The following is a 24,563-nucleotide window of genomic DNA, read 5'->3' on the forward strand; positions in this document are numbered from 1 at the left end:
GTTTTTTTTTACTTCAATTTTACCTTCCGCACACTTCTCCTCATTTTTACTCACTATAGTTAATCATTCTTAATCGCCGAATAATCAATGAACTAGAGCAATAGATCTACTCGCTTCACGTTTATTTAAACGCACGTTTGATAAATTTAACAAACTGATTACAATGCATCAGGTCAGACCTCTTGTATTTAAGGAGAAACAATGGGCAAGCAGGAAGAGAAAACACGCCACGGTGAACGTGTTGCTATTGTCGCAGGGCTACGAACCCCCTTTGCTCGTCAAAGCACTGAGTTCAGCCAGGTGCCAGCGGTCGATTTAGGCAAAATGGTAGTGAGCGAAATGCTTGCTCGTACAGACATCGACCCGAAACTCATCGAACAAGTGGTATTTGGACAAGTAGTTCAAATGCCAGAAGCGCCAAACATTGCGCGTGAAATCGTACTTGGCACAGGAATGCACATCCATACTGATGCCTACAGCGTAACTCGAGCGTGTGCGACCAGTTTCCAAGCTGCAGTCAACGTGGCAGAGAGCATTATGGCGGGCAGCATTGATGTTGGTATCGCGGGTGGTGCGGATTCTTCATCTGTTCTGCCAATTGGTGTTTCTAAGAAACTTGCCGCGAACTTGCTTGCGCTAAGCAAAACCAAAACGCTGGGTCAAAAGCTCAACATTCTTAAGAAACTCAGCTTCAAAGATTTAATGCCAGTGCCGCCGGCAGTGGCTGAATACTCGACGGGTCTTTCAATGGGTCAAACTGCTGAGCAAATGGCGAAGTCACACGGCATTACTCGTGCAGAGCAAGATGCTTTGGCGCACCGCTCTCATTCTTTAGCTTCACAAGCTTGGAAAGACGGCAAGATCCAAGACGAAGTGATGACCGCTTTCCCTGAACCTTACAAAAAGTGGATCTCTGAAGATAACAACATTCGTCATGACTCGACATTAGAGGGCTACGCGAAACTGCGTCCGGCCTTTGATCGTCAATATGGCAGTGTGACAGCAGCGAACAGTACGCCACTAACCGATGGCGGTGCGGCAGTGATGTTAATGCGTGAAGGCAAAGCGAAAGAGCTGGGTATGGAAATACTTGGCTACATCCGCGGTTATGCATTCTCAGCCATTGGTGTGGAAATGGACATGCTAATGGGACCAACATACGCGACGGCAAAAGTGTTAGAGAACACAGGTCTAGAGCTTTCAGACCTAACGCTTATCGATATGCACGAAGCCTTTGCTGCTCAAGCATTGGCGAACGTGAAGATATTTGCTTCTGATAAATTTGCCCAAGAAAACCTAGGTCGTTCGAAAGCGATAGGTGAAATCGACATGGATAAGTTCAACGTCCTTGGTGGTTCCATTGCCTACGGTCACCCATTTGCCGCAACTGGCGCTCGTATGATGACGCAAACACTGCGTGAGCTTAAACGTCGTGGTGGTGGTCTCGCGTTGAATACAGCGTGTGCCGCAGGTGGCCTTGGTGCAGCAATGATTTTGGAGGTTGAGTAATGAGCGAGCAAAAAGCATTTAGTCTAAAGATTGATGAGCAGAACATTGCTTGGCTAGCCATCGATGTGCCAAACGAGAAAATGAACACGCTGCAAGCGGCGTTTGCAGATGAGATGAAAGAAATTTTCGCTCAACTGAAAGACACCAGCGGCGTGAAAGGGATGATTATTCACTCCCTAAAACCAGATAACTTTGTTGCGGGCGCTGACGTTCGTATGCTTGAAGCGTGCACAACGGCGAGTGAAGCGGAAGCATTGGCTAAGCAAGGCCAAGACTTGTTCCAACAGCTATCTGATCTGCCTTATCCGGTTGTCGCTGCGATTCACGGTCCATGTCTAGGTGGCGGTTTAGAGCTTGCTCTAGCGTGTGACTACCGTGTATGTACTGATTCCGATAAAACGCGTCTTGGTTTGCCAGAAGTGCAACTTGGTTTGCTGCCTGGTTCTGGTGGTACTCAACGTCTTCCGCGTTTGATTGGTCTATTACCTTCGTTGGATTTAATCCTTACAGGTAAACAACTGCGTGCAAAGAAAGCGAAAAAGTTGGGCGTGGTTGACGCATGTGTGCCAGAGACTGTCCTACTCGATGTCGCGAAGATGCATGTCGAAAAAGGCAAGAAGAAAGGTAAACAAAAGCAATCGACAAAAGAGAAGTTGATGTCGGGTAGTGGTTTAGGTCGTAAGTTTGTGTTTGAGCAAGCCGCGAAGAAAACCAATGAAAAGACCCGTGGTAACTACCCTGCAACGGTCGCGATTCTAGAAGTGATCCAGCATGGTCTTGAAAAGGGCTTTGCCCAAGGTCAAGAACTTGAAGCGAAGCGCTTTGGCGAACTGGTAATGAGTTCAGAATCTAAAGCACTGCGTTCTATTTTCTTTGCTACGACAGAAATGAAGAAAGAAAACGGCGCAGAAGCTGAGCCAACTGCAGTCAACAAAGTTGGCGTGTTGGGTGGTGGTCTAATGGGGGCTGGCATTAGCCATGTTTCTGTTGCGAAAGCGAAAGTGCCAGTACGTATTAAAGATGTCAGCAATGATGGCGTGCTTAACGCGTTGAACTACAACTACAAGTTGTTCGAAAAGCAGCGTAAGCGCCGCATTATCTCGAAAGCGGGTCTGCAATCTAAAATGCTGCAACTTTCGGGTGGTATTGATTTTACAAGCTTCAATCATATTGATGTGGTTATCGAAGCTGTATTTGAAGATCTTGACCTTAAACAGGCGATGGTTGCAGATATTGAAGCGAACGCGAAACCAGAGACTATCTTTGCGACTAACACGTCTTCGTTACCAATTCACAAAATTGCAGAAAAAGCAGAGCGTCCAGAAAACATCGTCGGTCTGCATTACTTCAGCCCAGTAGAGAAAATGCCACTGGTGGAAGTGATTCCTCATGAAACTACGTCAGAAGAGAGCATTTCTACCGTTGTTGCACTAGCGAAGAAGCAGGGCAAGACACCAATCGTAGTGAAAGATAAAGCGGGCTTCTATGTAAACCGCATTCTTGCGCCTTACATGAACGAAGCTGCGCACATCTTGCTGGCAAGTGAGCCAATCGAACAACTTGATGGAGCGCTGCTTGACTTCGGTTTCCCTGTAGGTCCTATCACCTTGTTGGACGAAGTCGGTGTGGATATCGGTGCTAAAATCATGCCGATCTTGGTTAACGAATTGGGCGAACGATTTAAAGGTCCAGACGTATTCGACACACTGCTGAACGATGGCCGCAAAGGTCGTAAGACTGGTAAAGGCTTCTATACCTACAAAGGTAAAAAGAAAGAAGTCGATAAGTCAGTTTACAAGCTATTGAACCTGACGCCAGAATCCAAGCTAAGCGACAATGACATTGCACTACGTTGTGTGCTGCCAATGCTAAACGAGGCGGTTCGCTGTTTAGATGACGGTATTATCCGTTCTCCACGCGATGGTGATATCGGTGCGATCTTTGGTATAGGCTTCCCACCATTCTTAGGTGGTCCATTCCGTTACATGGATCAATTCGGTTTGAAAGAACTGGTTGAGAAAATGAACGAGTTTGCATCGAAATACGGTGATCGTTACGCGCCATGTGATGGCTTACTCACTCGTGCGGGTGAAGGTCGTAACTTCTACGATTAACGGCTAGCGTTAAAAATAGAAAGGCTTGCGTGATGCAAGCCTTTTTTGTGTCAGTGCTAATCACAATGATTTACCCGAGACCGAAATCTTTCGGGCGTAACTGAAACTCTTCAATTGACCCAATTTCTAAACCAAGGTTAATACGCGGCGCGTCTTCATGAGCGATACCTTGCGAATGCATCACCAAACGATTGGCAGTGCGAGGTTTTAGTTCATTGACCACAAAACGGATCATGTCGGCACGAGTCAACTCTTTAAGCTCTTCCAACACTTTTTCGCGCTGATTAAAGTCGGTGTCTTTGTTGCCAATTGCTACCCATAGGCGCTGCGCTCGGCCACGCAATGTGGTGTCAGGTGTTGCAATTTGGTTCCATAATCCGCGCTTACTGCTGTGCCATTGGTATTCGTTAAGCTCCAACAACACCATATAAAACGCATTCAAAAACTCATCAATTGAGGTAACCAATTCAGCTGGCGCCGCATTTGGTGACTGCACATAAAGCACGATCCCCGGATGGCGGTTAAGTGGCATGTTCCCTGTACCAACCATATAGCCTAACTGTTGTTTAGTTCGGATCTCATGGAAGAAGGTTGCCGACATTAAGTGATTCGCCAAGGAATAAAGCGCAATGTTACGCGGCGAGATGTCTTCACATTGGTGATAAATCACCACCGCCGAGTCTTGTTGGTTACAGTTCACTTCGCGTTGGAAGCTGCCATTTTCACCCAGCATGACGAGTGGGCGAAGTGCCTCTTCGTAACGCTGCTCTTTCACACGCAATGCGTCTTTTAATGTGGTTGCCATGTCATGAGCTTGATGGCGTTGCCAGTCGCCATAGACAAACATCTCAACATGCAACTCGGCAAGAATCGATTCAACAAACACAGACAACTCATCCACCTCAATCTCTTCCAATGCTTCAACCAGCGTTGCAAAAGGTGGATTGTTAGGTTGGAGCAAACCTGTCAGTGCATTAAAAAGCTGTGAAATTGGGCGATCTTGAGATGAATTGCGCCAATTCCGAAGAAGCTGCTGTTTAATGGTTTCAAATCGATCTGGGTTGAACTCACGAGCTGCAAAGCGATGCAGAATCATTTCTAAAAGTTGAGGTAACTTCTGGCTAAAGCCCGATAATGTAAGCGTGACACCGCCTTGGTGAGCATACATGTTGTAACCCATCCCCGCGATTTCTGCTTGATAAGTCTCTTTTGCTAGAGAGTCGAGGAACATCTCAACACATAGCCGCGTTTTCACGATATTTTTTGGCGATGCAACGGCGTGTGAACTGTCTATAGCGACGTAAACGACACCTTTCGGCACTCTGAACTCATCATCTTGAAGATGCCAGAGTCGAAAACCTTCGAGATCTTCAACCAATTCTGGCAACGAGCCGCCGTTTTCAAATGGTCTTGGGTCGAGGTCATAACAAATGTACGGGTTCTTTTCTGGCAGAACGAATTGCCAACTTGGATCAATTTGATGATAGAAGCGACGTTGGTTTTCACTAAACGGGATGACTGAGTAAGGCGTGAAGTACCACTCTGCGGTTAGGTTGTATTCTAAACCTTGCGCAATCAATGTGACGCGAACATTTTCAACCGAAAGGTACTGCAACAATGAACGTTGAAGCGCTTCATCGTAGCCTGCCATTTTGTAGTCACCATAAACCGTGTCTTCTGGTTGATAGTGCTGCATGTTGATCACCAGATGACTGACCAAATCCATTGGGCGTGATGGCTCTTGGAAGCGGAAAGCCGATTCTAATACCGCTTGTTTTTCCAAGTATCGCCATTCATCCATGCCACCTTGTTTGATCATGGTGAGGTATTGGAATACCGCTTGAACGATGTCATCGACATGGTCCAAACCGTTTGGTGTCAAGGTGCAACTTACTGTGAAGTCGCGGTAGTTGCTGCCGCTCGCCCCGCCACCTGCAGAGAGGGAAGTAATCCAGCCTTTCTCTTTGAGTTGAAGCATTAAACTGCCTTCACCTTCGTAGCCCAACAGGTGAGCAAAGTAGGAGAGAGGCTTCACGCTGTAGTGTGCGTCCATTCCCGGCATTGGGAACGTGAGGATCAGTTTACGGAACTCTTTGATTGGTTCGACTTGGACCAAAATACCAGTGCTATCTTTGGTGCCAATAGGGACATCAATCGATTTGCTGCGCAATTGGTGGTTTGGAATGTCGGCAAACATGTCCTCTACCCAAGCTTGCTGCTCATCAAGAGATTGCGGACCAAACAAAGTCAGCGTCATCAAATCAGCGGAATATTGTGAGCGGTGAAACTCAACAATTTCGTCGCGAATCGATTTGCCTTCGCGGTCACCAAGCGTATCCAAGTTGCCGACAGAGAATTTAGAAAACGGATGTTCTGGATTGATGACTTCTTTATTTACTTGATACAGACGGCGAGAATCGTCGTTCAGTTTGAGTTTGTATTCGGAGTCAACCGCTTGGCGTTCTTTGTCTAACGCTTCTTCGTTAAACAGTGGTGCGGTAAAGAATTGACTGAAACGATCAAGTGCGCTTTCAAAAGCGGTAGGTGTCACATCGAAGAAGAAACAAGTGTGCTCGGTACCCGTCCAAGCGTTGTTGGTGCCACCATGTTGACTAATATAACTTTGAAACTCGCCCTCTTTAGGGTATTTTTCCGTACCCAAAAAAAGCATGTGTTCTAGATAGTGTGCCAGACCTTGACGATCCATCGGATCATCGAAGTGTCCAACGTTTACTGCTAGGGCTGCTGCCGACTGTTGAGCCGTGTCGGAATGAATCAGCAACACGCGCAGGGCATTACTCAATGTAATGTAGCGGTATTGATTTGAATCGTTTGGACTTAGGTGCACGATGCGTCTCCAGATTTCGCATTACAGTAATTATGATCCCCGAGCGGGGAGGCGCAAAGTTTGCGCTTCGACAAATACTGCTTGCCGCATTTTTGTTATTCGTAAGAGTTCTGCATAAGCCCATCAGCAAATTGCTATGGGGTTCGAGCTATTTGAAGGAATGCACTGAGTTCATAACTTCATCGTAGAATGTGATGAACTGAGTATATTCTTTTTAATAGATTGTTAAGAAAGTCGCTATCTTTAGCAAGCGAATTGGTATAATGAACCGATAATTATATCAGTATTTTTGTTTCGACATTATTAAAGTTAGCCCGCTATCCGTATAAAGATAGCAGTCAACCTTTTGGTAGCGTTAGCTATCCCTAGGAAATAACATGAAAATATTTATCTTGCGTCACGGTGAAGCAGAGCATTTTGCGAACACCGACGCAGAAAGACAACTGACCCCAAGAGGCAGAACTGAATCGGAAGCAGTTGCCCGAGCATGTAAAGAGCAAGGTTTTGCTCAATTCGACAAAGTACTGGTGAGTCCGTACATTCGAGCGCAGCAAACTTGGCAAGAAATCAGCGCACACTTTTCGGCGAAAAGCATCGAAACGTGTGAAGACATCACGCCTTACGGTCAATCTGACCAAGTGTTTGATTTCGCTAATGCGCTAATTGAAGTTGAGAAGCTGGAATCACTGCTGTTTGTGTCGCACTTGCCGCTTGTGGGCTACCTTACCTCGGAATTTGTGAAAGACATGACGCCACCAATGTTCCCGACATCTGGCTTGGTGTGCATTGAGTTTGACCCGCAAACACAACGTGGTGAAGTGCTTTGGCATATCACGCCATAGAACAATAGTTCTCGGGATGATGTCTTGAGAAAAATAAAAAGGCAGGGTTAACCTGCCTTTGTCGTTCTTGCTCGTCAGCGAAATACTTTTCGGAGTCGGTGGGTTATTTCTCAGGAATAGAAAGCAGCACAAGTAGGGCACCATCGCCGCCAAACTCTAGAGGCGCTTGGTGGAATGCCATTACGTCTGGATGTTGAGCTAACCAAAGCGGCGCTTTCTGCTTCAAGATGTGTTTACCGATGCCATGTTGTACACACGCACAGTGGATTTCATTTTTCACGCAGTACGCGATCATCGCACCGAGTTCTCGCTTGGCTTCTTGTTGTGTCATGCCGTGCATGTCTAAGAAAACGTCAGGTACGTACACGCCACGACGAAGACGTTTCACTTCATAAGTCGAGACATCATCACGCGCGTAGCGAGTTGGTCCATCCGCATTTAAGAGCGGGACAAACTCATCGGAAAAGTAAAATTCAGAATCACTCGCTTCACGGTTTGAGCGTGTGATTTCTTTTTGCTTAGTATTTTTTTTTGGTTGCTGGATTATGGTATCCTGTCGCAACTTTTTTACGCCCTGTACTGCATCCTTAAACAAGGCGAAATCGTCATCGTGTTCGGTGTCTTTTTTGCTCATTAGGTAAACAATTTCATTTTTACAATTTATGGCAGTATTGTAGCGCTTTTCGGAGGCAATTTTGGATAAGATTTTTGTAGAAGAGGCGGTATCGGAGCTCCATACCCTTCAAGATATGATTCGTTGGACGGTAAGCCGCTTTAACGCCGCTAACCTGTTTTACGGTCATGGCACTGATAATGCGTGGGATGAAGCGGTTCAGCTTATCCTGCCAACATTATACTTGCCGATTGATGTGCCTCCGCACGTATTGAACTCTCGCCTAACGACAAGCGAGCGTCTGCGTATTGTTGAGCGTGTAGTAAAACGCATCAACGAGCGTACACCAACTGCATACCTAACCAACAAAGCATGGTTCTGCGGTCTTGAGTTCTTCGTTGATGAGCGTGTACTTGTGCCACGTTCTCCAATCGGCGAATTGATTCAGGCGGAATTCCAACCTTGGTTGGTGGAAGAGCCTACGCGCATTATGGACCTATGTACGGGTTCTGGCTGTATCGCAATTGCTTGTGCACACGCATTCCCTGAAGCAGAAGTTGACGCGATCGACATCTCTACAGACGCTCTACAAGTGGCTGAGCAAAACGTACAAGATCACGGCATGGAGCAGCAAGTATTCCCAATTCGCTCTGACTTGTTCCGCGACCTTCCAAAAGAGAAGTACAACCTGATCGTGTCTAACCCACCTTACGTGGACGAAGAAGACATGAACAGCCTACCAGACGAGTTCACGCACGAGCCTGAACTAGGTCTTGCTGCAGGTACTGACGGTCTAAAACTGGTTCGTCGTATTCTTGCTAACGCACCAGACTACCTAACAGACGATGGTATTCTTGTATGTGAAGTCGGTAACTCAATGGTTCACATGATGGAACAGTACCCACAAATTCCATTCACTTGGATTGAGTTCGAGAACGGTGGTCACGGCGTATTCATGCTAACGCGTGACCAGCTGGTTGAGTGTGCAGAAGAGTTTAAACTGTACAAAGGCTAAGTCTGTCGAAACAAACGAGTTGATCAAATAATGAAAACACCGAGCCCAGTGCTCGGTGTTTTTTTATCCGCTTCGCACTGAGCTGGCAAAATTTCGGCTGTTTTGTTTTTTCCACCAAATCGGGCTTTACATCAAAACGTAATACCGCCACTATGATTCCACGAAGAATTGAAAAGCAGTTGCGTTCATGGAGAGCGTGGCGACAAGAACTTGAGGAAGTAATGGCAGGAAACAGTATCGGACAACATTTCCGAGTAACGACATTCGGAGAAAGTCACGGTATCGCACTAGGATGTATCGTAGACGGATGCCCTCCAGGTTTGGAAATCACTGAGGCAGATCTGCAAACGGATCTCGACCGTCGCCGTCCTGGCACATCACGTTACACTACCCAACGTCGTGAACCGGACGAAGTAAAAATTCTTTCTGGCGTATTTGAAGGTCAAACTACAGGCACTTCAATTGGTCTGATGATTGAGAACACAGACCAGCGTTCTAAAGACTACTCAGACATCAAAGACAAGTTCCGTCCTGGACACGCTGATTACACTTACCACCAAAAATACGGTGTGCGCGATTATCGAGGTGGCGGCCGTTCGTCTGCTCGTGAAACGGCAATGCGTGTGGCGGCTGGTGCAATCGCTAAGAAATACCTGAAAGACGAGTTTGGTGTCGAAATCCGCGCTTACTTGTCACAAATGGGTGACGTTTCAATCGATAAAGTGGATTGGAATGAAATCGAAAACAACGCGTTCTTCTGCCCAGATGCAGACAAAGTGGAAGCGTTTGATCAGCTTATCCGTGACCTGAAAAAAGAAGGCGACTCTATTGGCGCTAAAATTCAGGTTGTGGCAACGAATGTACCTGTTGGTCTTGGTGAGCCTGTATTTGATCGTTTGGATGCAGACATTGCGCATGCGCTAATGAGCATCAATGCGGTGAAAGGCGTGGAAATCGGCGACGGTTTTGATGTGGTAAACCAAAAAGGCAGCGAGCACCGTGATACGCTTTCTCCAGAAGGCTTCGGTAGCAACCACGCAGGCGGCATTCTTGGCGGTATCTCTACCGGTCAAGAGATTGTTGCAAACATTGCGCTTAAGCCAACGTCAAGCATTACGGTTCCGGGTGAAACCATCACTAAAGAAGGTGAGCCAACTCAGTTGATCACTAAAGGTCGTCACGACCCATGTGTAGGTATCCGCGCTGTGCCTATTGCAGAAGCGATGCTGGCTATTGTCGTGATGGATCATTTGTTACGCCACCGTGGTCAAAACCATGGCGTACAAACCGAGACTCCAAAGATCTAAGTTTGAAACTTAAATCGATAGATACACAAAAGGCTGCTCAGTGAGCAGCCTTTTTTCATGTCTTTTCAATAGCTTTTGAGTCGAATCAGTGAATCGAGCCTTCTGTTTCCAAGTTGAATGAAGGTAAGCGCCATTTAAAGCGTACTGCCGCCATACGCAGCATGTAACCAGTAATCAGAGTGACAATCGTCGCGGTTACATCTGGTACGTTGAACTCAAGTAGCGCTAGGTACAAACCTGATGCGATAAGTGCCACCGATGCGTAAAGCTCTTCATGCAACACAAGCGGTGTTTGACGACAAATCAAATCGCGTAGCAGACCACCAAATACACCAGTGACTAGCGCTGACACCATACAAATGCCAGGGTGTAAGCCCATACCAATTGCTACCTTGGTGCCGATGATGCTAAATACGATCAAGCCAAGTGCATCCAAACGAATAAATAGACCTTTCAGCTTAATTACCCATTTCGCCAAGCCAGTTGTCAGTACACCCGCAACGCATGTGATTGCTAGGAATTCAGGGTTCTTCACCCAGCCTAGAGGGTAGTGACCTAAAAGAATATCGCGCACCGTACCACCGCCAATTGCCGTTGCACTGGCTACCAACATAACACCAAACCAATCCATTTTTCTTCGACCAGCACTCAACGCACCAGTCATGGCTTCAGCCGTGATACCAATGATATACAACACACTTAGCAGCATAAGGGGACACTCAAATAAAAGGGCCCTGTCGCAGTCCTTGAGATTAAGGAAAACAGCAGCAAAACTTACCAACAAAATCTAAGCCTTGAGGAAGGGGCTTAAACCCTAAAAGAATCTCGCTTTAAGTGGCGTTGATGTCGCCATCATTAAGCTTAAAAATAAGGCGTGAGTGTAGTGGGAAATGTGATCTGTGACGAATGAGAAATAGTATGGAGAAAGCGACTTTCAGATAAATCCAGCTAATAACCAAACTTGTTGTGTGGCTTTACCTGTTGAAGAAAAACAGCGACAATGCTCACCGCATATCAATTTGAAGTACAGAATCGATGATGAACCACGAATATCAAGACCTTATCGCCATCTTCAACGACAAGTTTCTTGAAACTTTTAATACCAAGTTGGAGCTTGGTGGTGATGAGCCAATTTATTTACCAGCAGACCAAGAGCATCCGCATCATCGGATTATTTTTGCTCGTGGTTTTTACGCGTCAGCGCTGCACGAGATTGCCCATTGGTGTGTAGCGGGACCAGAACGTCGTTTGCTGGAAGATTTTGGTTACTGGTATGAACCTGACGGCCGTACAGCCGAGGTTCAAGCTGAGTTTGAAAAAGTGGAAATTCGTCCTCAAGCGTATGAGTGGATTCTAGCGAAAAGTGCTGACTTCCCTTTTAACGTCAGTTGTGACAATCTACACGGCGATTTTGAACCAGATCGTCTTGGTTTCATGCACAAAGTGCACAATGAAGTAATGGGTATTCTAGAAAACGGTCTTCCGCCTCGCGTGAAAATGCTATCGGATGCGTTGTGTGCCTTTTACCAAACCAAGCCGCTGGAAACGTCTGACTTTATCGTTAAATAACCTCAGAGAAGCTCCATGATTATTGAATTTGAAGAAAAACTACTAGAACTGATTGATGCTCGCATTGAAACGGCATCGGATGATGAATTGTTTGCTGGTGGTTATTTGCGTGGTCACATTTCTCTGTCTGCTGCAGCGTGTGAAGAAGAAGGCATTAATGATGTAACTGAGCTGAAGTCTCGCATTGAAAACAGCCTTGAAGAAGCGCGTTCAGAATTGACGCCTGCCGATCGCGTGATCGTGAGCGATCTATGGCAAGAGCTTCAAGCGCAAGCTTAAGTCTCATACAGTTATATATGCTTCGATTGGCAGCTCTAAGTTTCTGGTTGGAGCAATAAAGAGTTGAAATAAACTCCTTCGAAATTTTCGAATCTCTCCTTAAAATTTTTGTGGTTGTGGCACTTGGGCTCACCTTTTACTCTAGTGAGTACAAAACGTGAACAAGGATTACAACCATGAAAATTATCGCATTTGGTGCTTCTACTAGCTCTACCTCTATCAATAAAACCCTCGCGACTTACGCTGCTAACCTTGTTGAAGGTGCAGACGTGCAAGTATTAGATCTCAACCGCTATGATGTCCCTTTGTTCAGTGAAGACAAAGAGAAAGAAATTGGTCAGGCGGAAGGCGCAAAATCTTTTCTTGCTGACATCGCAACAGCGGATGCTTTGGTGATTTCTTTTGCCGAGCATAACGGCTCTTACCCAGCGGCTTACAAAAATCTGTTCGATTGGGCGACACGCATCGATCGCAACGTATTCCAAAATAAACCAGCGGTATACCTAGCGACGTCCCCTGGTCCTGGTGGCGCACAAACGGTTCTCGCTGCGGCGACAGGCTCTGCGCCTTACTTTGGTGCTGAAGTGAAAGCATCGCAATCTATTCCGAGCTTCTACGATAACTTTGATTTGGAAACAGGTCAGTTCCGTAATGCGGAAGTTGCCGAGCAAGTGAAAGCAGCTGTGGCAGCATTGAACTAAAAACTGGTAACCCCCTCTAACTCCCCCTTAGAAAGGGGAAGGACGAATGCGGAGCTCATAACTTGCTCCTCACTTTTTTCAAATGAAGCGAGGAGTAGTTGTTTGTCCTCGGAGTAACCCCCTCTAACTCCCCCTTGGAAAGGGGGAGGACTATGCGGAGTTCATAACTTGCTTTTCCACTTTTTAAGATGAGTCAAGGAGTGGTTGTTTATTTTCGGAGCTACCCCCTCTAACTCCCCCTTAGAAAGGGGGAGGACTATGCGGAGTTCATAACTTGCTTTTCCACTTTTTAAGATGAGTCAAGGAGTGGTCGTTTATTTTCGGAGCTACCCCCCTCTAACTCCCCCTTGGAAAGAGGGAGGACGAATGCGGAGCTAAGAACTTGTTCCTCACTTTTTCAAAATGAGGCGAGGAGTGGTTGTTTGTTTTCGGAACTACCCCCTCTAACTCCCTCATGGAAAGGGGGAGGACTAATGCGGGGTTCATAACTTGCTCCTCACTTTTTTAAAACGAGGCGAGGAGTGGTTGTTTATTTTCGGAGCTACCCCCCTCTAATTCCCTCTTGGAAAGAGGGAGGACGAATGTGGGGCTAAGAACTTGTTCCTCCCCTTTTTAAGGGGAGGCTAGGAGGGGTTCTTTGCGTATTCGAAACACGTTACAGTTCAGTAATCGCCTTACCTTTACGTAGCTTTCTTACCCACATACGGCTTGGGTGCAGCTCAGTCAGCACATCAACAGGCAGTGGTAACGGGTCGCCACAGATTTGTGATGCCAACGCCTCGGCCATTAGAGGCGCAGAACTCAAACCACGAGAACCTAAACCTAAGAAACAGAATAGGTTAGGGAGCTGGTGAATCGCTTCAACGTCTTGTTCTTGTTGATTCTGCAGATCCGCATATTGCGTTTTGATGGTTTCAAAGTCGCCTACGTTACCGACAAACGGCAGGTGGTCACGGCTAACACAGCGAATACCTTGGCGCGACAAGTTACCAGAGGTATCCACCTCTTTCGTCCAAGTTTGGTTCGGCAGGCACTTCACCAATTTCTCAGCGTTGTCTTTTTGCGCATCCTTGTCAAACTCGTAATCGAGGTGGCTGCGGTCGTAGCTTGCACCGATACATAGGTGCTGATTATTCGGGTTAACAGGTGTCATGTAACCGTCGTAACACAATACTGTTTTCAGCTTAGACAGCGTTTCAGTTGCAGGAGCATGGCTAACTTGACCTTTTACCTGACCCATTGGTAAATCAGCGGTTTGGCTTAGTGTTTGGAACTCACTGCCATTAGCAACCACGACAGTTGAATGTTCAAAGTTTTGACCGTTCGCCTTCAATGTCCAAAGCTTACGCGCTTCATCCCAATCTAGTGACTTGACCTGATGCTCGAACTTCGCTTCAAAAAGTTCTGTGTTTTCTAGTTTTGCAATCAAACCACGAGTGAGTTCAGCGGGGCATAACCAGCCACCAAGAGGGTAGTGAACCGATGCCATATCAATCGGCAAGCCTATTTTTTCCGCCGTCTCTTCAGAAGATAGTTTGTGAATTAACTCCGGTGTGAAATTACCAGCAAGCATTTTCTCTAATTTATCTGCGGATTTGTCATCCCACATTAACTGAGTGATGCCGCACCAATCGTGATCAAATTGGATATCTTGCGCTGCTTGGTCAACAAACTGACGGGCAAACAAAAAGCCCGGAGCGAACACGCGTGAAACGCCTTTGTGTGGACCATTTAACAATGGGTATACAGCACCTTGTCGATTGCCCGACGCGCCTTCTGCGGGTTGAGCGTCTTTGCAGTAAAGCGTGACATTCTGACCGCGGCGAACCAGCGTTTTAGCCAAAGCCGCGCTAGCGATGCCGCCACCAATAATCGCTATGGAATCATGATTGGTAGACGCTGTGCGGTTGAACCAAGGTAGGTGGTTTGAATGCGCTTCACGTTGCTCCATCGAACCCGCAATCATTTCACGCTTGGTGCCGAAGCCTTTGACTTTCTTCATTGCAAAGCCCGCTTCGTTTAAGCCGCGACGCACAAAGCCCGCGGCTGTGAAGGTTGCGACTGTACAATCCTGCTTCGCCAATTTTGCCATGCCATTAAACAGGTTTTGGTTCCACATCTCTGGGTTTTTGCTTGGAGCAAACCCGTCTAAGAACCAAGCATCAATCAAGCCTTGCTCAGCATAAGGAACAAGCGGCATGCAGTCTTTGATATCGCCAAACCATAGATCGAGCGTGATAGCGCCGTCTTCTAAAACAATGCGATGACACTCAGGCACAGCGGCTGGGTAGTGCTGTTGCAGCTTTTCGGCAAACTCTGCCAATTCTGGCCAAGATTGATGTGCTTTTTCTAAATCAGCTTTGCTAAGTGGGTACTTCTCAAAACTAACGAAATGCAATTCTTTTAGTGTTGCCTCTGGATATTCGCGACGAAATTCGGTAAACCATTGCCACACGGCTAAGAAGTTCAACCCTGTGCCAAATCCGGTTTCACCAATAACAAAACGTCTTTGGTCAAATTCCTGCCATCTTTCTGGTAGATGATTTTGTTTGAGGAACACGTAACGCGTCTCTTCGAGACCGTTTACGTTGGAGAAATAAACATCATCAAATTGGTCAGAAACCGGTGTACCAGCTTCGTTCCAACCAAGTTCTGCGTTTTTAATCGAAGTCATAATGGTGCAAATATGTGATTTGGCGCGGTTAGAATTCGGCGATTGTACGAATTTCTGGGAAAGCTGACCACTTTTGTTGACTATCTTGGTTATTATCTAGCGGATTTTTGAATTATAGGAATGTCATAATGAAACGAGTCGTAATCACCGGTATGGGTATTGTTTCAAGTATCGGTAACAACGTCGAAGAAGTTCTAGCGTCTCTTAAAGCGGGTAAATCTGGCATCACTGCGTCTGAGCAGTTTAAAGAAAACGGTCTGCGTTCGCAGGTATGGGGTGATCTGAAAATCAACCCTGCAGAATTTATTGACCGTAAGCAGATGCGCTTTATGGGTGATGCGGCTGCTTATGCATACCTATCAATGCAGCAGGCAATTGAAGACGCTGGTCTATCTGAAGAACAAGTTTCAAACGATCGTACAGGTATCGTTGCTGGTTCTGGTGGTGCTTCTGCATTAAACCAAACAGTAGCAACTGACACGATGCGTGCGAAAGGCGTAAAACGCGTAGGTCCTTACATGGTTCCACGTACTATGTCTTCAACAGTATCAGCGTGTCTTGCAACACCATTTAAGATTCGTGGTGTGAACTACTCAATGAGCTCAGCTTGTGCAACGTCTGCACACTGTATCGGTCACGCGATGGAGCTTATCCAACTTGGCAAACAAGACATCGTATTCGCAGGTGGTGGTGAAGAGCTAGATTGGTCTCAAACTATGATGTTTGATGCAATGGGCGCACTATCTACTAAGTACAACGAAACGCCAGAAAAAGCATCTCGTACTTACGATGCAGATCGTGACGGTTTCGTTATCTCTGGTGGCGGCGGCATGCTGGTTATCGAAGAACTAGAGCACGCACTAGCACGTGGCGCGAAAATCTACGGTGAAATCGTAGGTTACGGCGCGACTTCTGATGGCTACGACATGGTAGCACCATCAGGTGAAGGCGCAGTTCGTTGTATGAAGATGGCAATGCAAGATGTTGACGCTATCGACTACATCAACACACACGGCACTTCTACTCCAGTAGGTGACGTGAAAGAGCTAGGCGCTATCCAAGAACTATTCGGTGATAACAGCCCTGCGATTTCTGCTACAAAAGCGATGACAGGTCACGCACTAGGTGCAGCTGGCGTTCACGAAGCGATTTACTCAACGCTAATGCTAGACAACAACTTCATTGCGCCAAGTGTGAACATCTCTAATTTGGATGAAGCAGCACAAGGCCTAGACATCGTAACGGAAGCTCGTGACGCTGAGCTAACGACAGTTATGTCAAACAGCTTTGGTTTTGGTGGTACAAACGCGACATTGGTAATCAAAAAGTACCAAGCGTAAGCGACCCAAAGCTAACTGAATTTGTTGGTCGGAATATCACTGTGATTTCCCAAGCGGCGTAAACGGACCAACAAACCAGTTTCCAGAGCTTGATCAGTCAAACTGATCGAACAGACGCAGACTCTATCCCAAGGAGAGCGGGATAGGATCCTTTTGTTCTGGAACTTTGCCCGGCTAATTTAGCCGGGTTTTTTCTTTTCTGAAACCTGTTTTTGCTCGCTCTAGTTGTTGAGATTTTTCAAGAAAAGGGCACAATCGCTTTAGCTTCGCATCTTGCGAATAAACGAACTCATACAAATGGATGTTAAACGCTGGCGCTATGAAAATTATTGTTGATGAAAATATGCCGTACGCTGAAGAGCTATTCAGCCAACTCGGTGAAGTGATTCTAAAACCCGGTCGCACACTCACCGCCGATGATTTAGTGGATGTAGATGCGCTAATGATTCGCTCAGTTACCAAAGTAAACGCAGAACTGATCAGCAAAGCAAACAAGCTGAAGTTCGTGGGTACGGCGACGGCGGGCATGGATCATGTCGACCAAACGTTGATGCAAGAGAAAGGTATTTTCTTCACCGCTGCGCCAGGTTGTAACAAAGTTGGCGTTGCCGAGTATGCGTTCAGCGTCATGATGGTGCTAGCGCAACAACAAGGCTTCTCAGTTTTCGATAAAACCGTTGGTATCATCGGTGCGGGCCAAGTGGGTAGTTACCTTGAAAAATGTCTGAAAGGCATGGGCATCAACGTGCTCATCAATGACCCATTCAAACAAGAAGAGGGCGATTCTCGCAGTTTCACTCTGCTAGAAGAGTTGATCGAACGTTCTGACATCATCACGCTGCATACACCTATCACTAAAGATGGCCCAAACCCAACGCATCATTTGATTGATGAGAAGGTGTTAAATGGTCTTCGTAGCGATCAAATTCTTATCAATGCGGCACGCGGTCCAGTTGTGGACAACCAAGCGCTGAAGCAACGTTTACTGAAAAACGACGGCTTTACAGCGGCACTCGACGTGTTTGAATTTGAACCAGAGGTTGATATGGAGCTTCTGCCTCTGCTAGCATTCGCAACCCCTCACGTTGCAGGCTATGGTCTGGAAGGGAAAGCTCGCGGTACAACAATGATTTTCAACAGCTACTGTGAGTTCTTAAATAACGAATTACGTGCGCATGCCAGCGATTTACTGCCAACCGCGCCTGTTCCTACTATGGTATTGGACAGAGCATGGGATGAAGCAACGCTGCACAACATCACGCAGTTAATCTATGATGTGCGTAAAGATGACGCTCTTTTCCGCCGCGAAATCAGTAAGCCAGGCTCTTTTGACCTGATGCGTAAAAACTACTGGGATCGCCGCGAGTACAGCGCTGTCACGCTAGTGGGTAACGAAACATGCAATCTTGCACCATTAGCAGAACTAGGTTTTCAGGTTGAGGTAAGTCAATGAGCCAGCAATACAATGTTGCCGTATTAGGTGCGACCGGTGCGGTCGGTGAAACAATTTTGGAAGTGCTTCAAGAGCGCAAATTCCCAGTAGGCGAAATCTTCCTGTTGGCAAGTGAACGCAGTGAAGGTAAGACTTACCGCTTCAATGGTAAAACAATTCGCGTACAAAACGTGGAAGAGTTTGATTGGTCACAAGCACACATCGCTCTGTTCTCTGCTGGTGGTGAACTGTCAGCAAAATGGGCACCAATCGCAGCAGACGAAGGCGTTATCGTTATCGACAATACGTCACACTTCCGTTACGAGTACGACATTCCTCTTGTTGTGCCAGAAGTAAACCCAGAAGCGATTGCAGAGTTCCGTAACCGTAACATCATTGCGAACCCGAACTGTTCAACCATCCAAATGCTGGTGGCACTAAAGCCTATTCACGATGCAGTGGGTATTGAGCGTATTAACGTGTCAACGTACCAATCGGTTTCTGGCGCGGGTAAGGCGGGTATTGATGAGCTAGCAGGTCAAACAGCGAAGCTGCTAAACGGCCTACCAGCTGACAAGAAGCAATTCTCTCAGCAGATCGCCTTTAACTGTATTCCACAAATCGACCAGATGATGGAAAACGGCTACACCAAAGAAGAAATGAAAATGGTGTGGGAGACGCAAAAAATCTTCAACGATTCATCGATCACAGTAAACCCAACGTGCGTTCGTGTACCAGTGTTCTACGGTCATGCAGAAGCGCTTCACATTGAAACGCGTTCACCGATCGATGCACAAGAAGTGGTTAACCTACTTGAGCAAACTGACGGTATCGAAGTATTCCACGGTGAAGACTTCCCAACACAAGTTCGCGATGCGGGCGGTAAAGACCATGTAATGGTAGGTCGTATTCGCAACGATATCAGCCATTACAGCGGCGTAAACCTATGGGTTGTTGCAGATAACGTACGCAAAGGCGCAGCAACTAACGCGGTTCAAATCGCAGAAGTTCTGATCCGCGACTACTACTAAGTCGACCTCGCTAAGTACCTTTAAGCCTCGCACTATGCGAGGCTTTTTTGTTCGAACGGCGTAAAATTGTGTGAGATTAGTACGAATATGGTGAGAGCCACACATTTTTTACCCTCAACGCTATAGTTTTGCGTGCTTTATCCGATATATTTAACCGATCACCATTTCAAATTGTTACTAGCACCTAACTGAGCCTTCTATGCGTCAAAATTATAAGCGTTTGTTAGCAGCCCTTGTGCTGATGAGCGCGACTCAGACATCGTCAGCGGTTCAAGCCGAAGGTATTCGTCTTGTAGGACCCTCTGGTGAAGTGCAAGCGTCTCCAAGCTATGCTGAGGAGATTGAACGAGCGTTACCCGCTCCACCTAAAAATGACCAACCGTCGCGTTTCTTCGGTCCGACTGGTCAAAACGAGACTCTCTGGTCGATTGCTTCTGAATTGCGACCATCTCGAAATGTTTCTTTACAACAAACGCTACTCGCCATTTACCGTATCAACCCTCAAGCGTTTGATAACCAAAATATCCATGAATTGATCCCTGGTAGTCGTCTTCGCGTGCCTTCTCTTGACCAGGTTCAAAGTGCGACGACAGAGCAAGCCGTCGCGATCATGAAAGCGCACGAAGCTCGCTTAACTCAACCGAAGCCAAAACCAGCGCAACCAGTAAAACCAAAAGTTGAGCAACCAAAGCCTGTTACTGAAGTTGCAAAACCTGAACCAAAACCAGAAACGGTTAAGCCGGAATTACCAAAACCGCAACCGATTAAAGTGGTTGAGCCAACAACACCGGTTCCAGCGGTGACCACATCACCTGAGGGTGAGCAGCAGATCAGCGCGCTAAAAGACAAGCTGCAAGGTTCGCACAGTGAGTTAGAGTCACTGGAAGAGAAGAACCACCGCCTGCGCTTGATGCTTTCTGAAGTACAAAGCGAGGTTGAAACGCTAAAAACGTCGTTGAATGACGAAGAACGCATTCGCTCAGAAGTAGAAAAACTGCTGGCTGAGGAGCGTCAGCGTGTTGCTGAGCAACAACGTATGCAGCCAAGTACGATGGATAAAATCCTATCGAATGGCTGGCTTGTCGGTCTTGCTGCATTAATCCCAGGTGCGCTAATCGCTTTACTCGTTGTCATGCTACTTGGTCGTCGTTCTAAGGCAAAAGAGGAAGAAGCGGCTACGCAAGAACAGCAAAACGTTGACCCTCTTGCTGCTCCCATTGGTCTAGCCGCTGCGGATGAGCTAGATGAAGAGCTAAGCCTTGATGACGATCTGTTTGGCGATGACGACGAAACAGAAAACCTACTTGGGCAAGAAGAACAGCAACCTGAAGAAGAAGACGTTTTCGGTAACCTAGATGACGATGACCTCGACTTCAACCTAGAGGGTGATGATGGCGAAGATCCATTTGCTGGTATCGGCGATGATGGTGAACTAGACGTTGGTTTCGATGAATTCGATTCTTCTAGCAACGGCATCAAGGTCAACGGTGAAGAAAAAGCCCTTGGTCTTGAAGAGATGGAACGTGCGCTTGATGAAGTCACGCCAGAGCTGGAAGTGTTGGATGACGATGATGATGCAGGCTTCGATCTTTCTGACGAAGACGGTTCGGATGCATTGTCTGATGATGCTTTCGCAGAATTGCTTGCCGCAGATGAGCCAGCAGAAGCGCTACAAAATGATGCCGTCGACCAAGCTATGCTGGATGACCTATTCGCCGATCTTGATGGTGATGATCTCAACTTAGACGTTGAAGATGACAAGTCAGCGGTGTCTGAGAGTGCGTTCTCAGCAGGTGAAGCGACAGACGATGACATCGATAAACTGCTAGCACAATACGAGCAGCCAACATCAGGCGAATCAGATGAGGATGTGTTTGATGAACTTGAAGCACTTTCTGGACTAACAGAAAACGACTCAAATGAAGAGGACGCATCGGCGTTACTTGATGAATTGATCGGTGAAGACGATGGCGAGTCACTTAACGAACTCGATCCCCTTCAAGAGCTGGAAGATATCGCGGGTTTAAGTGAAGAACCAACCATTGATGAAGACAGCACGGACTTACTTGATGAGTTAATTGGCTTCGAAGATGAAGACTCCACCGATGATGACTTTGACCCGCTTGATGAGCTAGAAAAGTTATCGGGCTTCGATGGTGACGATACTCTAGAAGACATTGATGAAAACAGTGTTGACCTGTTGGACGAGCTGCTCAGCGACGAGAGCGTTGAAGAAGAGCAGAACGAAACAAGCAGTGAAATCGACCCATTTGATGAATTGATTTGTGAAGATGACGAGACAGAGCAAACAGCGGCTACACAGAGCGATGACGATCTTCTCGCTTCGCTAGGTTTTGATGATTTAGAGCCAGCAGTAGAGGAAGTACTGCCTCAATCTCAACCAGTCATGGATGCTGAGCCTGTTGTTGATCTAGAAGATGAAAAGGCTGCGCTGGGTTTAGACTCTGGTTTGGATATCGATGCGTTATTGAGTGAAAATCAGCCAGAGGCTGAAACACAATCGTTAGAACAAGCATCAAACGACGAACTTGACTCAGAAGCAGCCGAATCTATTGCCGACTTTGATAGCAACGATTTCCTTGGTGATCTAGAAGACGCATCCCCTGAGCATGATCCGTTAATGACGGAACTGGATGAGCTATTCGAAAGTAACAATGAAGCTCTGTTACCAAGTGAACAAGAGCGTTCAGACTTCGCAGCAGAACTGGATGCTTTGATCGGTGAAGAAGTATCAGAAACGGACACTGAAGAGCAGCAATTTGAAGCGCCAACTCAAGACAGCGAAGTTGCCGAGAATACGCTTGAAGAGCATTTACCTGAGCTGCCTGAAGCATTAGCGCCACAAGAAGAAACGATCGTAGAACCGGACGCAGAACCAGAACCAGCTCCAGCGTTCACGCCAACACCAAATACGGTTGAAAACGAATTTGGAATTCCTCAAGAAGAGGATTGGCTGGTTGATGAGATCGAATCTGAGAGCAAAGTTGAACAAGAGCCGGTGGCGGCAAGCTCAACTGATGCTGATGTTGACGAAGAAGAGTTCAACTTCGATGAGCCTGCGCTAGTTGAATCTGAAATCGCTGAGCCTGAAGCATCAGTTGCGGAAGTAGAAGAAGAGCTCAACTTCGACGAGTTAGAGCTTCCGGAGTTCAGCGAAGAAGACGCATTAGCTTCAATGGCCGATGAGCCAGCGCTAGCGGAATCTGAAATCGCTGAGCCTGAAGCACCAGTTGCGCAAGCAGAAGAAGAGTTCAACTTTGATGAGTTAGAGCTTCCGGAGTTCAACGAAAAAGACGCATTAGCTTCGATGGCTGAAGAGCCTGCGCTTGCGGAATCTGAAATCGCTGAGCCAGAAGCACCAGTTGCGCAAGCTGAAGAAGAGTTCAATTTCGACGAATTAGAGCTTCCAGAATTCAACGAAGAAGACGCATTAGCTTCAATGGCCGATGAGCCAGCGCTTGCGGAATCTGAAACTGTTGAGCCTCAAGCGCCAGTCGCGCAAGCAGAAGAAGAGTTCAACTTCGATGACTTTGAACTACCAGAGTTCAATGAAGAAGATGCTTTGGCATCAGTGACAGAAGAGGTAGCAAGTTCTGACTCTGACACTGTTGAACCTGAGGTTGTTAAAGAGCACTCAGAAGTCTCTCAAGCTGTACAACAAGCAGAGAATGACCATGACGCTCTGTTTGAAGTTTTCGCGCAACCAGAAGCTTTCAGTGCCGATTTAGAGCCTGAGCCGAGCAATGACTTGGAATCGGAATTAAATGACTTTGAAGAGTCTGCGATGGCGAACTTGTTATCTGAAAATGCTGAATCTGAAGTATTTGATGGCAAGTTAGACAGCGACACCATTGAAAGTGCAGGTATGGACTTTGAAACCATGCTGGATGTTGGTGACGATTGGGATGGCTTTAAGCTGTCGCCAGAAAACACCTCGTCAACGGCAGAGGTTCCAGAAGACCAGCGTGAAGTATGGAGTTCATCAGAAGCACTGGCACAGCCAGAGATCGCGCAAGAAAACTGGGGTGAGCAAGACGACCTAACCGATTTTGATCCGAAGAAAAATCAATTCATGACCATTGATGAGTTGATGGCTCAGGTAGACAAAGACGGTGGTGAGTTTGAAGAGCAAGAGCTTAAACTTGACGTGGGTTTGAATGAGTTCCCGGATGTGATTGGCGATATTGGTGATGTCGACGTAGATACCAATGCAGAAGCCGCAGGTAAGCTGGATCTCGCAAAAATCTACCTTGAAATGAACGATCCTCAAGGTGCGATTAAACTGTTAGAGGAAGCTATCGTCTACGGGGAAGATGATATTCGCCGAGAGGCTAAGAGTCTCATCGATACGATTAACGGTCGATAAGTAAAAAGGGGTAGCAAACGCTGCCCTTTTTTGTATCTGGAAAGACTTACGTATATACTTCCCGCCCCATTTTAGAGTTCGAAGGTTAAAATGAGAATCGCATTAGGTATCGAATACAACGGTACAAACTACTTTGGTTGGCAACGCCAAAGAGAAGTGAAAAGTGTCCAAGAAGAGCTAGAAAAAGCATTGTCCGTGGTCGCGAACCATCCTGTCGAAGTACAGTGTGCGGGTCGTACCGATGCTGGCGTACATGGCACTGGTCAGGTTGTTCACTTTGACACCAACGTGAGTCGTAAAATGGTGGCTTGGACCATGGGCGCAAACGCGAACATGCCAAGTGATATTGCTGTCCGTTGGGCTGTGGAAGTGAACGATGATTTCCATGCTCGATTCTCTGCAACCGCACGTCGTTATCGCTACATTATTTTCAACCACGCACTGCGCCCAGGTATTTTGAACTCTGGTGTTAGCCACTACCATGGTGAACTCAATGAGAAGGCGATGCATGAAGCAGGACAGTATCTACTGGGTGAGAATGACTTTAGTTCATTCCGTGCGGCACATTGCCAATCATTAAGCCCATGCAGAAACATGATGCACTTGAACGTGACTCGTCATGGTGATTACATCGTGATTGATATTAAAGCGAACGCTTTTGTACACCATATGGTGCGCAACATTACCGGTAGTCTCATTAAAGTGGGTCGAGGCGAAGAAAAGCCAGAGTGGATCAAGTCACTTTTAGAAGCGAAAGATCGCAAATTAGCAGGTGCAACGGCCAAAGCTGAGGGCCTATATTTGGTGGATGTGGACTACCCAGAAGAGTTCGGACTACCACGAGTGCCGATCGGTCCGTTATTTTTGCCCGATAATTTGAACTAAATTTGCGATTTTGTTTC

At 46.8% G+C, this 24,563-nt stretch carries 17 protein-coding genes; 13 read left to right on the forward strand and 4 right to left on the reverse strand.

Going from position 1 to position 24,563, the window contains the following annotated elements:
* The first annotated feature begins 201 nt into the window (after window positions 1–201).
* Window positions 202–1,509, forward strand: a complete 1,308-nt coding sequence (gene fadI, locus KIV40_RS04085) for an acetyl-CoA C-acyltransferase FadI (RefSeq protein WP_285348009.1) — start codon at window positions 202–204, stop codon at window positions 1,507–1,509.
* Window positions 1,509–3,623 (forward strand): fatty acid oxidation complex subunit alpha FadJ, encoded by a 2,115-nt coding sequence (gene fadJ, locus KIV40_RS04090; protein WP_285348010.1) that lies wholly within the window; start codon window positions 1,509–1,511, stop codon window positions 3,621–3,623. The genes fadI and fadJ overlap by 1 nt, the downstream gene beginning before the upstream one ends.
* A gap of 70 nt (window positions 3,624–3,693) precedes the next feature.
* Here the strand turns inward: fadJ and KIV40_RS04095 are convergent, their stop codons facing one another.
* Window positions 3,694–6,471: an insulinase family protein gene (locus KIV40_RS04095; protein ID WP_285348011.1), complete on the reverse strand. Its 2,778-nt coding sequence runs from the start codon at window positions 6,469–6,471 to the stop codon at window positions 3,694–3,696.
* Between the two features lie 377 nt (window positions 6,472–6,848).
* Between KIV40_RS04095 and sixA the strand changes: the two genes are divergently transcribed.
* Window positions 6,849–7,313 carry a phosphohistidine phosphatase SixA gene (sixA, locus tag KIV40_RS04100; RefSeq protein ID WP_005438776.1) on the forward strand — a complete coding sequence of 155 codons (465 nt, stop codon included), beginning with the start codon at window positions 6,849–6,851 and terminating at the stop codon, window positions 7,311–7,313.
* A gap of 103 nt (window positions 7,314–7,416) precedes the next feature.
* On the opposite strand, the gene smrB is transcribed toward sixA, so the two are convergent.
* Window positions 7,417–7,947, reverse strand: a complete 531-nt coding sequence (smrB, locus tag KIV40_RS04105; RefSeq protein ID WP_005433105.1) for an endonuclease SmrB — start codon at window positions 7,945–7,947, stop codon at window positions 7,417–7,419.
* Window positions 7,948–8,008: 61 nt separating this feature from the next.
* Here smrB and prmB point away from each other — a divergent pair, with 61 nt between their 5' ends.
* Both prmB and aroC read left to right on the forward strand, forming a co-directional pair.
* Complete coding sequence (gene prmB, locus KIV40_RS04110; RefSeq protein ID WP_285348012.1) at window positions 8,009–8,941, forward strand: 50S ribosomal protein L3 N(5)-glutamine methyltransferase; 933 nt, start codon at window positions 8,009–8,011, stop codon at window positions 8,939–8,941.
* A 221-nt stretch (window positions 8,942–9,162) separates the two neighbouring features.
* Window positions 9,163–10,248 carry a chorismate synthase gene (gene aroC / locus KIV40_RS04115; RefSeq protein WP_005433120.1) on the forward strand — a complete coding sequence of 362 codons (1,086 nt, stop codon included), beginning with the start codon at window positions 9,163–9,165 and terminating at the stop codon, window positions 10,246–10,248.
* An 85-nt stretch (window positions 10,249–10,333) separates the two neighbouring features.
* Here aroC and KIV40_RS04120 read toward each other — a convergent pair whose 3' ends face one another.
* On the reverse strand, window positions 10,334–10,957 hold the full coding sequence (locus KIV40_RS04120; protein ID WP_105066693.1) for a trimeric intracellular cation channel family protein: 624 nt from the start codon (window positions 10,955–10,957) through the stop codon (window positions 10,334–10,336).
* Window positions 10,958–11,286: 329 nt separating this feature from the next.
* On the opposite strand from KIV40_RS04120, the gene KIV40_RS04125 reads away from it, so the two are divergent.
* The 3 genes from KIV40_RS04125 to KIV40_RS04135 all read left to right on the forward strand — a co-directional run bounded on the left by KIV40_RS04125 (window position 11,287) and on the right by KIV40_RS04135 (window position 12,797).
* Window positions 11,287–11,817: an elongation factor P hydroxylase gene (locus KIV40_RS04125; protein WP_285348060.1), complete on the forward strand. Its 531-nt coding sequence runs from the start codon at window positions 11,287–11,289 to the stop codon at window positions 11,815–11,817.
* 15 nt (window positions 11,818–11,832) lie between these two features.
* The gene (locus KIV40_RS04130; RefSeq protein WP_005433127.1) at window positions 11,833–12,096 is read left to right on the forward strand and encodes a YfcL family protein; all 264 of its coding nucleotides are present in this window, start codon (window positions 11,833–11,835) and stop codon (window positions 12,094–12,096) included.
* A 176-nt stretch (window positions 12,097–12,272) separates the two neighbouring features.
* Window positions 12,273–12,797 carry an NADPH-dependent FMN reductase gene (locus KIV40_RS04135; RefSeq protein ID WP_012128608.1) on the forward strand — a complete coding sequence of 175 codons (525 nt, stop codon included), beginning with the start codon at window positions 12,273–12,275 and terminating at the stop codon, window positions 12,795–12,797.
* A gap of 655 nt (window positions 12,798–13,452) precedes the next feature.
* Here KIV40_RS04135 and mnmC read toward each other — a convergent pair.
* On the reverse strand, window positions 13,453–15,471 hold the full coding sequence (gene mnmC, locus KIV40_RS04140) for a bifunctional tRNA (5-methylaminomethyl-2-thiouridine)(34)-methyltransferase MnmD/FAD-dependent 5-carboxymethylaminomethyl-2-thiouridine(34) oxidoreductase MnmC (RefSeq protein WP_285348013.1): 2,019 nt from the start codon (window positions 15,469–15,471) through the stop codon (window positions 13,453–13,455).
* A gap of 128 nt (window positions 15,472–15,599) precedes the next feature.
* Here mnmC and fabB point away from each other — a divergent pair, with 128 nt between their 5' ends.
* From fabB to truA, 5 genes are all read left to right on the forward strand, one after another.
* Complete coding sequence (gene fabB, locus KIV40_RS04145; RefSeq protein WP_005433116.1) at window positions 15,600–16,811, forward strand: beta-ketoacyl-ACP synthase I; 1,212 nt, start codon at window positions 15,600–15,602, stop codon at window positions 16,809–16,811.
* A gap of 319 nt (window positions 16,812–17,130) precedes the next feature.
* Complete coding sequence (locus tag KIV40_RS04150) at window positions 17,131–18,264, forward strand: 4-phosphoerythronate dehydrogenase (protein WP_285348014.1); 1,134 nt, start codon at window positions 17,131–17,133, stop codon at window positions 18,262–18,264.
* Complete coding sequence (locus KIV40_RS04155; RefSeq protein WP_285348015.1) at window positions 18,261–19,274, forward strand: aspartate-semialdehyde dehydrogenase; 1,014 nt, start codon at window positions 18,261–18,263, stop codon at window positions 19,272–19,274. The genes KIV40_RS04150 and KIV40_RS04155 overlap by 4 nt, the downstream gene beginning before the upstream one ends.
* Window positions 19,275–19,473: 199 nt before the next feature.
* Window positions 19,474–23,661, forward strand: coding sequence for a FimV/HubP family polar landmark protein (locus KIV40_RS04160; protein ID WP_285348016.1), 4,188 nt, complete (start codon window positions 19,474–19,476; stop codon window positions 23,659–23,661).
* A 90-nt stretch (window positions 23,662–23,751) separates the two neighbouring features.
* Window positions 23,752–24,546 carry a tRNA pseudouridine(38-40) synthase TruA gene (truA, locus tag KIV40_RS04165; protein WP_285348017.1) on the forward strand — a complete coding sequence of 265 codons (795 nt, stop codon included), beginning with the start codon at window positions 23,752–23,754 and terminating at the stop codon, window positions 24,544–24,546.
* Window positions 24,547–24,563: the final 17 nt, after the last annotated feature.

The sequence above is a fragment of the Vibrio sp. D173a genome, assembly GCF_030248475.1.